11 protein-coding genes are annotated in these 13,152 nt (G+C 67.7%); 9 read left to right on the forward strand and 2 right to left on the reverse strand.

Annotated features, from left to right (window positions below; genetic code table 11):
- Window positions 1-5: 5 nt before the first annotated feature.
- Window positions 6-875, reverse strand: coding sequence for an alpha/beta fold hydrolase (locus tag FV560_RS00600; protein WP_159618240.1), 870 nt, complete (start codon window positions 873-875; stop codon window positions 6-8).
- Between the two features lie 389 nt (window positions 876-1,264).
- On the opposite strand from FV560_RS00600, the gene FV560_RS00605 reads away from it, so the two are divergent.
- From FV560_RS00605 to FV560_RS00645, 9 genes are all read left to right on the forward strand, one after another.
- Window positions 1,265-2,245, forward strand: a complete 981-nt coding sequence (locus tag FV560_RS00605; RefSeq protein ID WP_159618242.1) for an ABC transporter permease — start codon at window positions 1,265-1,267, stop codon at window positions 2,243-2,245.
- Complete coding sequence (locus FV560_RS00610) at window positions 2,242-3,159, forward strand: carbohydrate ABC transporter permease (protein ID WP_159618244.1); 918 nt, start codon at window positions 2,242-2,244, stop codon at window positions 3,157-3,159. Before FV560_RS00605 ends, FV560_RS00610 begins: the two co-directional genes overlap by 4 nt.
- Before the next feature lie 39 nt (window positions 3,160-3,198).
- On the forward strand, window positions 3,199-4,758 hold the full coding sequence (locus FV560_RS00615; RefSeq protein ID WP_235019840.1) for an ABC transporter substrate-binding protein: 1,560 nt from the start codon (window positions 3,199-3,201) through the stop codon (window positions 4,756-4,758).
- A 69-nt stretch (window positions 4,759-4,827) separates the two neighbouring features.
- A complete protein-coding gene (locus FV560_RS00620) occupies window positions 4,828-5,802 on the forward strand; it encodes a hydroxyacid dehydrogenase (RefSeq protein WP_159618248.1) in 975 nt (324 codons plus the stop codon).
- Window positions 5,803-5,870: 68 nt separating this feature from the next.
- Window positions 5,871-6,908 carry a LacI family DNA-binding transcriptional regulator gene (locus tag FV560_RS00625; RefSeq protein ID WP_159618250.1) on the forward strand — a complete coding sequence of 346 codons (1,038 nt, stop codon included), beginning with the start codon at window positions 5,871-5,873 and terminating at the stop codon, window positions 6,906-6,908.
- A 78-nt stretch (window positions 6,909-6,986) separates the two neighbouring features.
- Window positions 6,987-7,964 carry an acetylxylan esterase gene (locus tag FV560_RS00630; RefSeq protein ID WP_235019895.1) on the forward strand — a complete coding sequence of 326 codons (978 nt, stop codon included), beginning with the start codon at window positions 6,987-6,989 and terminating at the stop codon, window positions 7,962-7,964.
- A 207-nt stretch (window positions 7,965-8,171) separates the two neighbouring features.
- Window positions 8,172-8,450 (forward strand): hypothetical protein, encoded by a 279-nt coding sequence (locus tag FV560_RS00635; protein ID WP_159618254.1) that lies wholly within the window; start codon window positions 8,172-8,174, stop codon window positions 8,448-8,450.
- Entirely contained in the window at window positions 8,450-9,955 is a 1,506-nt protein-coding gene (locus FV560_RS00640; RefSeq protein ID WP_159618256.1) for a sodium:solute symporter family protein, read from the forward strand. Before FV560_RS00635 ends, FV560_RS00640 begins: the two co-directional genes overlap by 1 nt.
- A gap of 45 nt (window positions 9,956-10,000) precedes the next feature.
- The gene (locus FV560_RS00645; protein ID WP_200837463.1) at window positions 10,001-10,867 is read left to right on the forward strand and encodes an amidohydrolase family protein; all 867 of its coding nucleotides are present in this window, start codon (window positions 10,001-10,003) and stop codon (window positions 10,865-10,867) included.
- A 25-nt stretch (window positions 10,868-10,892) separates the two neighbouring features.
- Here the strand turns inward: FV560_RS00645 and FV560_RS00650 are convergent, their stop codons facing one another.
- The gene (locus FV560_RS00650) at window positions 10,893-13,148 is read right to left on the reverse strand and encodes a glycoside hydrolase family 31 protein (protein ID WP_159618258.1); all 2,256 of its coding nucleotides are present in this window, start codon (window positions 13,146-13,148) and stop codon (window positions 10,893-10,895) included.
- Between the last annotated feature and the right edge of the window lie 4 nt (window positions 13,149-13,152).

Here is a 13,152-nt window from a genome sequence, read left to right on the forward strand (position 1 = left end):
AACAATCACCACGACACCCTCTCCGGCCGGCCGCGAGCACCAGCACCGGACCGCACACCGGGCACTGTCCGGATCTGTTCGAGCCATGCATCGGTCGTGCGCGCAAAGGCCACAGGGTTGTCCCGCCGCACGAAGTGCCCGGCTCCCGCGATCGCCACCACCTCGGCGCCGCGATCGGACAGAACGCGCCGATGGTCGGGCGTCATCCCGACATCGGGGGCTGTACCGGTCACCACCAGCACCGGCGCAGATGCGGCGATTGCAGTGACGGTGTCCGGCCACGGCGCCGTCGGGATGACGTGACCGTTGCGCACGAGCAGGGCGTCGGCCTGGCGCTGGGCGCGCGCCCATTGCCGCACCTCCCACGCCTGCCATCCAGGGTGGGAAGACGTACCGTGGGCCTCCAGCCGCTGTTGCCCCCACGTTTGATACGCGAGCAACTCACGCGCCGCTCGTGCGGCCACGAACCGGTCCTGGAATGCAGTCACCGGAAGCCGCCAGAACGGATCCTCGAGCAGTACCCCGTGCACCACGGCGGCCTGCTCGGCCGCGGCTGCGGCGATCGCCCCGCCCGCGGAGTGCCCGTAGAACACCACTTCGTCGTCGCGCCCCGCCCGGGCCAGGTATGGTCCGACGGCGTCCCTGACGTCGGCGAGCAGACGGTCACCAGGATGCAGTGGGTCGGCCGGGTCCCATCGGGGCGAGCGACCGTGTCCGCGCAGGTCTGGCACCACCACGTCCCAGCCGTGGGCAGCCCAGTTCGTCGCGAGCCGGTGCAGTGTGTCGGCACTCTCCCTCAGCCCGTGCAGCGCGACGATCGTGCCACGCCGCTCACCAGCCGACCTGGGGTGGTACTCGGTGGAGATGCCTCCCACGGGCGGACGCACTCCTCGGCGCCTGGCAACCCGAGAACGTGGTCGCACAGAGCCGGCGTCCACGTGCACCCCCGTGCGACCAGGTGCTCGCGACTGGGTCAGCGATCGCATCGCGACCATCCCATCCACTGAAAGCGCATTCACCAATAACACCACGTGAGCCCGCCAGACCCTGTGAACGCACCCGTATCGAGACACACGCACCTGATGCCGTCGCCATCATGCGCCGACACCCCGAACGGCATGCGCTTTCATTCTTTCTTGACATCTTTCACCAACGGCCATAGCGTCTCCCCCGAGACAGCGACCACCCTTCGACGGAGAAGAGATCCCGTGACGCTCCCGGCACTCCCCGCGCCGCTGGCACGCATCGACCTTCGGGCGATCTGATGACCGCGCCACCGCAGACCACACCCAGGGCAGCAGCCCGGCAGTCACCGAGTTCTCGCCCGGCCAGGAACCCGCGACAACGCCGGGACTACGGTCTGGTGATCCTCGCGGCTCCTGCAGTGATCCTGCTGCTGGTGTTCGCCTACGGTCCGATGGCGGGCCTGGTCGTCGCGTTCCAGGACTTCAACGTCGCCGACGGGGTCTTCGCCTCACCCTGGGCAGGACTGGAGAACTTCCGGTTCTTCTTCACCTCGGGCGACGCGACGCGCATTATGCGCAACACGCTGCTGCTGAACGTGCTGTTCCTCAGCGCCACGCTCGCGGTCGGCGTGATGTTGGCGCTGATGCTGAACGAGATCCGGGGCAAGGTCACCAAACGGTTCTTCCAGTCGGTGATCTTCGTGCCCTATTTCGTCTCGCCGATCGTGGTCAGCATCTTCCTGCAGGCCTTCCTGGCAGGGCCGGGTGGGCGCGGCGGCCTCATCAACGACGCCGCCGGACTCTTCGGCATACCCTCGGTGACCTGGTACACCGAACCGGGGCCGTGGCCGTGGATCCTCACTCTCGTCAAGGTGTGGCAACTCGGCGGATACATGAGCGTGATCTTTCTCGCCGCTATCACCGCCATCCCGGAGGAGGTCTACGAGGCCGGTGAGATCGACGGTGCGAGCCGGGCCCAGATGGCCTGGCGGATCACCACGCCGTTGCTCAAACCGACCGCGGCCATCCTCCTCGTGCTCGGTGTCGGCCGGATCTTCTACGGCGACTTCGCCACCATCTACGCGATCGTCGGCGACAACGGCACCCTATTCCCGACCACCGACGTGATCGACACCTACGTCTTCCGCGCGTTGCGCACCCGCGGCGACTTCGGGGTCACGGCGGCGATCGGACTCGTCCAGTCCGTCGTCGGCTTCGTGCTCGTGGTCATCGCCACGATGGTGCAGCGCCGCTACGCCAAGGAGACATCGATCCTGTGACTGCCACCGTTGAACGCACAGCACCCGTGACCAGGGTGAGGCCCCCTTCTCGGCGCAAGAGCCGCCGTCTGGAGCCATTCACCATCGCCAGCTACGCGGGCGTGATCTGCTTCGGCCTGGTCTGCGCCATCCCGTTCTGGATGGTGGTGGCCGGATCTCTGACGGCGGAGAGCGCACTCTCCCAGCGCGGATACTCCTTCTGGCCCACCCCCTTCTCCCTGGACGCCTACACCACCCTGTTCCAGGGCACCCGGGTCTGGCTCTCCTACGGCGCCACCATCTTCATCACCGGCATCGGAACAGCCATCGCGGTGGCGGCCACCTCCGGGATCGCGTGGGTCATCGCCCGCGGCCTTCCGCGCGTCAGCCGCCCGCTGGCCGTCTTCGCCTACATCCCGATGCTGTTCAACGGCGGCCTGGTGCCCATGTACATCCTCATCACTCAGGTTCTCCAGCTGCAGAACTCATGGTTCGCGGTGATCCTGCCGCTGGTGATCGCCCCGTTCCTAGTGTTCGTGCAGGTGAGCTTCTTCCGCGCGACGCCGCAGGAGATCCTCGACGCGGCCCGGATCGACGGCGCCGGTGAGCTGCGGATCTTCTTCCAGGTGGTGCTGCCGCTGTCGAAGCCGGTGATCGCCGTGATCGCCCTGTTCTACGCCGTGACCTTCTGGAACGAGTGGTTCCACGCGCTGCTGTTCCTCAGCCAGCCGGAGAAGTTCCCGCTGCAGCTGGTGCTCCAGAATCTCATCTCCTCCGTCACCAACGCCGCCGAGCTCGGCACCACGAGCGCGGCACCCGTCTACCAGATGCGACTCGCGATGACGGTCATCACGATCGGCCCGATCCTGCTCGCCTACCCGTTCGCCCAGCGGTACTTCGTCAAGGGCCTCACCCTCGGCGCCACCAAGGGCTGACGCGGCCCACCTGCACAGATCACACCCAACGAAGGGAACATGATGTCTGCCCACCACACCTTCTCCCGCCGGTCGTTCCTCGCCGGTACCGGAGCGGCCATGACCGCCGTCGGAATCGCCGCCTGTGGCAACGGTTCCGGCAACGGCAATGGCTCGGGGAGCTCGACCTACTCCTTGCTCCTCCCCGGGGACACACCCACGGACTGGACCCGGGTCCGTGACGCAGTGAACGAGAAACTGCGCGCCGACCTCGGGTTCGAGATCGAGCCCCAGTTCATCAACTGGAGCAACTTCGCCAACCAGTCACTGCTGAAGTTCACCGCCGGTGAGGATTTCCAGACGTCGCTCTCTGCCCGCTGGCTCAACATCGCCCAGCTGATCGAGGGCGGGTCGCTGCAGCCGATGGACGATCTGCTCGCGAGCGGGGACTACGGCAACCTCACCGCTGCGGTCGACGAGAGCGCGTTCGACGCCAACCGGTGGAGCGACGGGAACGTCTACGGCGTCCCGGCCGTCAACAGCGCCGCCCGGATCCACTGCTACGTCGCCCGCGGCGACCTCATCGACCGCTACGCCGGCGGCGAGATCACCAGCTTCGACCAGTTGGAGCAGTTCTGGTACGACGTACACGCCGGCGAGGGAATCGTCGGCTACGTCAAGAACAACTCGGTCTTCGACGTGCTCGGCGCTCCCACCGGGACGATGTTCGCCGAAGGGTGGGAATCGCCGTCGATGATCCCGCTGTACTTCTCCAGCGACTCCCTGCTGTTCGTCCCCTCCCGCGATGCCGCGAGCAGCGGCGTCACGGACGCGGTGCCATTCTGGGAGTACCAGCCCTACGTCGATGCGCTACGCCGTGCCCGCCGCTACTACGAGGACGGCATCATCAACGCCGACCGGCTCAATGTCGACTCCGCCACGGCCGGGGCGCTGTTCAAGTCCGGTGGCGCTGCCACCACCTGGGCCATCACCGACGGAGCGAACACCTCCGCACACCTGAGCCAGCTCGAGGCGGCCGTGCCCGGCGCCAGCCTGGTGACACTGCTGCCGTTCGCCGACGGTATGGACGCCCGCCCGAACCAGACCTTCCAGGCCGACAACCTGGTGGTAGTCAATGCGGCGGCGGCCGACGCCGAGGCCGCTATGGCACTCTTGGACTGGGTATCGATCCAGGAGAACCACGACCTGCTCCAGTACGGCATCGAAGGCACCGACTGGACTCCCGTGGGCGAGGACGCGTACGAGCCGACCAGCGACTACGCGAACTTCCCCGGCTATGCCCTCAGCTGGCGGATCCCACTGGAGCGCCGGTACTCACGCATGAGCGAGTCGGAACAGGCGTGGTTCGAGTGGTCCAAGGACTACAACAACTTCACCCAGGACCCGTTCGCCGGGTTCATCCCCGACCTGAGCGCGATCGAGACCGAACACGCACAGATCACCGCAGCGATCGGCGAGTACGGCAACCCGTTGTGGGCCGGCGCGGTCGACGTGGACGAAGGCCTCGACAACCTCAAGCATGCCGTCGAGCAGGCCGGCCTCGCCACCGTGCAGGAAGAACTGAACCGGCAGGCCGACGCCTACCTCGCCGGCCAGTAGCGGCCAGCCCGCCCTCACCCCGTTCATCCCCGCACGGCCCCTCGCCGGCCTCGTTCGTGAAGGAACTCTGTGATCGACTATGCCCTCGCCGTCGGCTCGGCCAGGCTGACCGAACGACTCTTCGGCACGTCCCTGGACGTCCTGCGCGACGTCCAGGGACGGCGGGTCGGTGACATCCTGCACGACCTGCGGTCCCCGGCCTCCGACCAGACCCTCGCGCAGGCAGAAGCACTCGTGACGGGCTGGGATACCGCGCCACTCACCGCGGACATCCTCGCCCGCGCACCGCGGCTGCGCCTGGTGGTGCACGCCGGCGGGGGCACCGATCACCTGCTTCCCGACGGATGCGGGGACCTGACGGTCTTCGACGTGGGTGATGCCAACGCCGTGCCGGTAGCGGAGTACACCCTCGCGATGATCCTGCTGGCCAACAAGGAGACGTTCCGCGCTCAGCAGCTCTACCGGCGCCGGCGCGCCGTCGTCGACCGGGAGGAGGAGTTCCCCTCGGCCGGGAACTTCGACCGCAGTGTCGGCGTCATCAGTGCTTCCCGGATCGGCCGTCTGGTGATCGACCACCTTGAGGGCTTCCCGGGTTTGCGCACACTCCTGTACGACCCGCATCCGAGCGCCCGGGCAGGCCTTCCACCCGGGGTGGTGCACGTCGATCTGGACACCTTGCTGACATCGTCCGACGTGGTCACCGTGCACGCCCCGGTACTGCCGGAGACGCACCGGATGATCGGCTCCCGGGAGCTGTCGCTGCTGCGCGACGGCGCAACGCTCATCAACACCTCTCGCGGATCGATCATCGACGCCGGCGCTCTGGAGGCCGAACTGGTCAGCGGCCGGATTCAGGCGATCCTCGACGTCACCGACCCCGAACCGCTACCTGCGCAGTCTCCGCTCTACGACCTCCCCAACGTGCTGCTCACCCCGCATATGGCCGGGTCGGTGGGGACCGAACTACGCCGGATGGGCGCCGCCGTCGCTGACCATCTCACCGCGGCGGCACAACAGCGCGCGAGACTACCGGTACCGCGATGAGAGGTTCAGACGTCACCGGAGTGCGACGTGGATACGATCGATCCTCAGGACCCAAGGGCAGGAGGACCATGGCGGAGGAGCCACCGCTCGCGCGTGCAGCACGCCTCGCCGACGTCGCCGAACTAGCGGGCGTGTCTCCGGCGACAGCATCGCGGGTGCTCAACGGCGGTCATCGCGGTGTCCGCGAGGCCAACCGGCAACGGGTCCTCGATGCGGCTAAGCAACTGGGCTACACGGCCAACCTCGCAGCCCAGACCGTCGCGCGCGGACGCGGGCGCGGCGTGACGCTCCTGGCCAGCGGCATGCCGGACGACTATGCCAACCCGGTCACCGCCGGCGTGGTTGCGGCGGCCCAGCGACGAGGGCTGCCGTTCACGCTGATCTCCGCCGGCACCGAACCGGCCGACCTGGTCGAAGCGGTCAACATGGCCCGCGGCAACCGGCCCGAGCTCCTCATGCTCGCCGGTGGGCGGATGGCCGACGACGCCACGATCCCCGATCTCGTCGACGCGTTGCAGCGGTACGAGGACGAGGGGGGTCGCGTCGTCCTCATCACCCAGAAGGGGCTCCCCTTCGACACGGTCGCGTACGCGAACCGCCAGGGTGGCCGAGACATGGCGGCCACGCTGGTGGAGCTCGGCTACCGCGACTTCGCCGTGATCTCCGGCCTCAAACACGGCCTCACCCAGCGCGAGCGCACCGAGGGATTCATCGATGGCTTGGCTGCCGCCGGGATCACCCTGCCGGCCGACCGGGTACTGATCGGCCAGTTCGACCGGGATGCTGCTTACGCCTTGACCGGTGAACTCCTCCGCCGGCCGATCGAGGTCGACGCGATCTTCGCCGTCAACGATGCGATGGCGCTCGGCGTGCTGACGTTCCTGCGGGACAGGGGAGAGACCGCACCCCGCATCGCGGTCGCCGGCTTCGACGACATCAAGGCTCTGCGGGACGTGACCCCGGCGCTGACCACAGTGCACCTGCCGTGGGAGAGCGCGGCCGACGAGGCGCTGCGTATGGGACTGGGACCGCGGTCGCCGGAGCCGCAGGTCTCAGTGATCGAGGGCCATGTGGTCGTCCGTGAGAGCACACCGCCGCTGCGTTGACGGCAGAGCCGGCGCCGAACCCGTTCAGATGTTCAGTAGTGTGTTCCGGGTTCATCGATCAAGGAGCACCAGTTGACAGTGCCGCCGTTCCAGGCGTGGTTCCCCGACGCACCGTTCGACGCCACACACGGCTATGACCTCGACGCGTTGCTACAGGTGCAGCCACCAGCAGCGCCTGCGGGCTTCGACGACTTCTGGCAGCAGGTCTACACCGATGCCCGCACCGTGGACCCGCAGCCGTGGATGACGCCGGACCCGATGACCGGCCGCCACCACGAGGTGCACCACGTCGACCTGACGACCCTGGACGGTCTGCGCCTGGGCGGCTGGGTGGCCCTCCCCCACGGGCCCGCCCGCATCGGCGTGGTGATCAGCCACGGCTACGGGGGCCGTGCCGAGCCCGATCTGACAGCGCTGCCGGCAGATGCGGCCGCGATCTTCCCTGTGGCCCGCGGACTCCCCACGATGAGCCTCATGCCCGAAGTGCTCCGGCCTGAGGACGGGCACGTCATCGACGGGATCGAGTCGGTCGACACCTACGTGCTGCGCGGTTGCGCGGCCGACGTGTGGTGCGCCGCGACAGCACTGCACCAGCTGCTGGAGCGGGAGCTGCCGTTGGTGTTCGTCGGTGGCAGCTTCGGCGGCGGGCAGGGCGCGCTCGCACTCCCGTGGGATGAGCGGTTCGTCGCCGCGGCGTTGAACGTCCCGAGCTTCGGGCAGTACGACCTGCGGCTGGCCCAGCAGTGCACCGGAAGTGGTGCGCGGGTGACCGAGTACGTGAAGGACCACCCGCAGGCACGCGAGGTGCTGCGCTACTTCGACGCTGCCACGGCCGCCACCCGATTGCAGATCCCCACCCTGATGGCGTGCGCGCTGTGGGACCCGGCGGTTCCTCCGGCCGGGCAGTTCGCGGTGCACAACGCGGCGCGGTCGGCCACCGGTGACGCCGCCCGGCTGCAGGTGCTCAGCGCCGGTCACGCCGAGTACCCCTCCCAGGTGGGCGAAGCGGCCGTGTGGCTGCGGGGCGTACGTGACCTGATCAACGCGGCCGCGTAGGTAGTCGCGCCGCTGGGAGCGCATGCCCCCGACGGCGTATCCCGCCATGTGGTCCTCCCTCACCTCCCGCATGCTCTGGTTCGCAGCACGGGCGTACAGTGATCGGCGACCGACCCGACCGCTCCCTGCGCAGACAGGCACACACTGCGCTGACCGGCCGGACGATTCCTGCAGAGGCGGCCCGGCGCCGCGGAAGGAAGCTGCCCCATGTCGCAGACGCAACGCTCCCGGGCCACCGGTGTGGTCGCGATCGTGCTGGGGGTGCTGCTCGCCGCCCTCATGGTCTACCCGTGGCCGCAGCACACCCCGACCCCCATCATCGGTGGCGTGATCCCGGCACCACTGTTCTTCTGGATCATCTGGACCGCGCTGTTCGTCGGGTATGTCGCCTGGATCGCCTACCGGTGGGACCCCTACGCCGCTGTCGCACGCCGCGCTGAGGCTCTCGCCGCGCAGCAGAACGACGCAAACGGGGAGGAGCGCTGATGTCTGCCACCACCATGTGGATCGCGCTCGCGGTCTTCGCCGGGTTGCTGGTCTTCCTGGGCTACCTCGGGCACCGGGGCTCGACCAACACGCTCGAGGACTTCGTGCTCGGCAGCCGGAAGCTGAGCAACATCCCGGCATTCTTCACGGTCACCGCCACGTTGTTCAGTGCTTTCAGCTACTTCGGGATCACCGGCCAGTTCTACACCAGCGGCATCGGCGCCTGGATTCAGGTGGCCACCACCGCGGCCGTCGGCCCGATTCTGTACTTCGCCGGCACCCGCATCTGGGTGGTCGCCCGCAAGTACGGCATCGTGAACGTGACCGAGTACCTCACCGACCGCTACCGCTCACGGTGGGTAGGTCTCGTGGCGGGCGTGATCATGATCGCCGCGCTCGTGCCCTACATGGGTGCCCAGTTCCGCGGCAGCGGCCTCACCCTGGAGGCCGTCACCAGTGGGGGTATCCCCTACTGGGCCGGTGCGGTCTTCCTCGCCGTGGTGGTCACCCTGTATGTGATGAGTGGTGGTTTCCGCTCCGTGGTCTGGACCGATGTGATCCAGGGCGGGCTCATGTACGTGCTGCTCGCGATCGCAGCGATCATCCTGGTCGCCACCCACACTGACGGCCTCGGCAACCTGCTCGACATGGTCGAGGAGCAGGGCCAGTCCGCACTGCTGTCCAACCCGGGAGCCGACGGCCTGTTCGGTCTGCCGTACCTGATCTCGGTGCTGGTGATCTTCGCAGCCGCTCACTTCACGATGCCGCAGTTGCAGCAGCGGTGGATGGCGGCCCGCAGCCACTCGACGCTCAAGTTCATGGCGATCTCGCTGCCGGTGGGTACGGCGATCATCTACTTCTGCCTGTTCTACATCGCGATGGTCGGGGTGGTCACCCGCCCAGGCGATCCGGCACCGGAGGCGATCTACCCGGCGATGATCATGGAGGTGCTCCCGCAGTGGTTGCTGCTGGTGGCCATCCTCGCGATCATCGCGGCCACCGGCTCCACCGCGAACTCGATCGTGCTGACCCTGAGCTCGATCGTGGCGAAGGAGTACGTGAACCCGGCACGTCGCCGCCGGGGCAAGGTCAGCCCCGAGCAGGAGAACAAGACGCTCACCACCACCGCACGCGCCCTGCTGCCAGTCCTGGTGGCCGGTGGCCTGCTGGTCGCGTTCTTCGGGCCGAGCAGCATCATCAGCATCATCGTCTCGATCACCTGGCCGGCGGTATTCCTGATCTTCCCGACGCTGCTGGCGGGCCTGTACTGGCGCCGGGCCACGGCACCCGCGGCAGTCGCCTCGATGGTGGTCTCCGAGCTGATCTTCCTCAGCCTGAACCAGGGCTGGCTGCCGATCTCGCTCGGTGGCTGGCACCCCGCGATCCCGGCCGCGATCGTCGGTGTGATCCTGCTGGTCGGAGGCAGCTACCTCACGAAGCCGCCGTCGAAGGAGCACATCGAGCGGCACTTCGAGCTGTTCGAGACTGATCCGGCGAGAATCTGAGGTGGACCGGGGCGTAACCGTGCACGCCCCAGGCACAATGGCACGATGGGTGTCGACCGGAAGGCAATGCTGAAGGTCGACGCCCATCACCATCTGTGGGATCCACGCCGTCGGCAGTACCCGTGGCTGAGGGCTCGGGGAGACGACCTTCTGCTCACCCCCTTCACGGCGGCACAGTTCGAGGCCCTCGCCGACCGGCACCGGATCGGCGCCAGCGTACTGGTTCAGACACTCACGGATGCCGGAGAGACGGTCGAGTTCCTCTCCACAGCCGCCACCAGCCCGGTCGTCGCCGCCGTGGTGGGGTGGGTTGATCTGACCTCAGGACGTGTGGCGGAAGACCTCGATGTCCTCCAGTCCGGCCCGGGTGGGAGCTTCCTTCGCGGAATCCGTCATCCACTCCCCCGCGAAGCTGACCTGAACTGGCTCGGACGCGACGATGTCCGGTCCGGACTGCGTGAACTGGCTCGGCGCGGGTTGGCGTTCGACGTCCTCGCCGACGAACGCCACCTTCCTGCGGCCACAGCGGTTGCGCAGGCGCACCCTGACCTGCCGTTGGTCATCAACCATGCGGCCAAGCCGCCGTTGCGCGGTGGCGACCTCACCCGGTGGCGCGAGGCGATCATCGACCTCGCCGTAACCGACAACGTCACCTGCAAGGTCTCGGGACTGGTCACCGAGGCGGACCATGCCCGGTGGACGATCAACGACCTTCGCCCGGCCGTCGAATTGGTCCTGGAGGTCTTCGGGCCAGGACGGGTGATGCTCGGCTCGGACTGGCCCGTCTGCCTTGTCGCCGGAAGCTACGACCGGGTGCTGGATGCCTATCGTGGCCTGCTGGATGGTCTCAGCGTCGCGGAGCGGGACAGCGTCGAAGGGGGCGTGGCGGAACGGGTATACAACTTGGCGTAGACCGTCCGCCTTCGCCTCCGGCCGACTACCCGGACCTGGGTTCTACCCGCGGTTCGAGGTGAACCGTCGCGCCGTCCGCGACCACAGTCCGAGGTCCAGGCGGACACCCGTCCCGTGCAGCCTCCGGGGCAACGGCCGCGACGGTAAAGTCCGCTCCCTGTGCCTCCAGGGCGATCGTCCCGCGAGCGTCGAGACCGACCGACAGCCGACCGTCCTGGCCGTCGCCGAACACCAAAGGATCCGCGCCAACCTCCGATCCACTGACATACGGGGCCAGCGTGAGATCGGTCCAGCCCTCCCGGGGCCGTCCGCTCTGCCGGTAACCGAGTACAGCGCCGTCACGAACAAAGATCGGCAGGCCCTCCGGCCGATACAGGGGCGCGTCGACGACGTAAGAGCGACCACCCGCATACATCGCGCCAGACCAGAAGTCGTGCCAGATGCCCGGTGGGAGGTACACACTGCGCTCCTGCCAGCCCTCGTCGGCCACCGGAGCAACGAGCAGCGAGCGCCCGACCAGCACCTGATCCCATACCGACGCAACGCGGTCGTCGTCGGGATAGTCGAAGATCAGCGGCCGGACCATGGGAACGGCACGCTCGACGGCGTCGATCGCCGCGGAGTAGAAGGTGGGCGCGAGGCGGTGCCGGAGCCGCATGAACGTGAGCAGCAGCTCCGAGACGGGTTCACGATAGCGCCACGGCAGCTTGGGGTCCGTCCGAACGCTGCTGTGCAGGCGCGGTACCGGGACGAAGAGGAACCCGTGGGCGATGCGGCGAATCACGTTCTCGTCGCTGTCGATGAGCCCCAGGCCCGAGGAAGCGTGTTCGGTGAATCCGCCGAGGTCCACGGAGGAGAAGGGGAAACCGGTCATCGCAGTGTTCATGACGAAGTTGAGGTCTTCGCGCACCCGGCTCACCCCGGCGGAAGTGTCCCCCGGCCACGGGATCGCCACCGTCTGGTCCCCGAGCCATCCGCCCCGCGTCAGCGTGTAGCTGGGTTGGCCAGTGAGGCGACGGGTGCGAGTGGTCAGGTCCTGATTCCACATGCTGCTGTAGAAGTTACGGGACGGAACACCACTGGGGAGCTTCCCTTCGACTCGTTCGCTGTTGTCGATCCACCACCCTGCGGCGCCGTCGGATACTCGTTGCGCATACTGGCGCCAGGCCCATTCCTCAGCCTCAGGATTGCCCAGGTCGGCGACCCACTGCTCGTGCGTACCGTCGCGCAGGTAGCCGCGAGATCTCCCCTCAGCCGCCACCTCACCGCTGTACATCCTCGTGTTGACGTGCAGAACGAGATCGATCTGCCGCTCCTGCAGGTCGGTGACTAGACCCGCGGACGTCCCGTAACGCTGTTGGTCCCATTCCAGATTCGCCCCGTCACCGCTCTCCTCGTCCTTGAAGAACGTTCCGGCGCGCCAGTGCAGATCGAGGGCAAGCACGTCCAAGGGAATCTCCTGGACCGCGAACTGCTCCACCCAGGCGCGATAGTCGTCTGCGGACGCCTCCCCCGCCCACGAGAACCAGGCCCCGAACCATTGCGGTCGCGGCACGGGTGGACGCCCCGTCAACGCGTGCAGCAGCGTAATCCACTCCTGGGGACCCTTCCCCGCACTCATCACGAGGTCTACCGGGCCGTCCGGGATGTCGAGCGACCACTCGAGTGGGTTCTCCTGCCCGAGATCGACGTACACGTGCGGGTATGGATTGAGCAGCACTGCCGCGAACGCTCCGGGTGAGCAGAAGGCGGGAATCGGAAAGCCGCCGTAGTCACCGCGTTGATGGTAGGCCTTCACCGCGAGCATGTCCGAGGCCGTGCCCGACTTGTCCGGGTCGCTGATCCGTCCGCCGAGCCCCAAGACGGGACGCTCAGGGCGGCGAGTGAAGACCAGACGGACGGCACCGCTGTCCGGATCCCGCGCCACCGTGGTCGAGTGGGTCACGCACTCGCCGGTGTAGCGGCGGGTCACGGCCATGCTCAGGTCGGGGTAGCCGAGGTGGAGGACCGTTCCCCCGACGGCGATGCTCACCTGGGAGCCGTCGTCACTGAGTTCGCTGGTCCCGCGATCCCGGCCCGCGCGCAGCACCCGACGGGCGATGTCACTCTCCGGCGAACCGTGCCTTCCGAGCCGCACACGGACCGAGCCATCGACCTCGGCCTCAGCATGCACGCTCAGCTCTGAGTTGTGCAGTCCGACCAAGCGTCCCTCGCGGTAGAACGGTCGCAGGTCACCGATCGGATCGAGGGTCTCGTCGGAACTCTCGAGGCGCCACTCCATCTCA

The sequence above is a fragment of the Ruania rhizosphaerae genome (assembly GCF_009805705.1).
Lineage (GTDB): Bacteria > Actinomycetota > Actinomycetes > Actinomycetales > Beutenbergiaceae > Ruania > Ruania rhizosphaerae.

Bases quoted from the DNA above. Each gene is read 5' to 3' on its own strand.
- FV560_RS00615 (WP_235019840.1), top strand. From the start codon at position 3,199: ATGATGTCTGCCCACCACACCTTCTCCCGCCGGTCGTTCCTCGCCGGT.
- FV560_RS00645 (WP_200837463.1), top strand. From the start codon at position 10,001: ATGGGTGTCGACCGGAAGGCAATGCTGAAGGTCGACGCCCATCACCAT.
- FV560_RS00640 (WP_159618256.1), top strand. From the start codon at position 8,450: ATGTCTGCCACCACCATGTGGATCGCGCTCGCGGTCTTCGCCGGGTTG.
- FV560_RS00605 (WP_159618242.1), top strand. From the start codon at position 1,265: ATGACCGCGCCACCGCAGACCACACCCAGGGCAGCAGCCCGGCAGTCA.
- FV560_RS00635 (WP_159618254.1), top strand. From the start codon at position 8,172: ATGTCGCAGACGCAACGCTCCCGGGCCACCGGTGTGGTCGCGATCGTG.
- FV560_RS00625 (WP_159618250.1), top strand. From the start codon at position 5,871: ATGGCGGAGGAGCCACCGCTCGCGCGTGCAGCACGCCTCGCCGACGTC.
- FV560_RS00650 (WP_159618258.1), bottom strand. From the start codon at position 13,148: ATGGAGTGGCGCCTCGAGAGTTCCGACGAGACCCTCGATCCGATCGGT.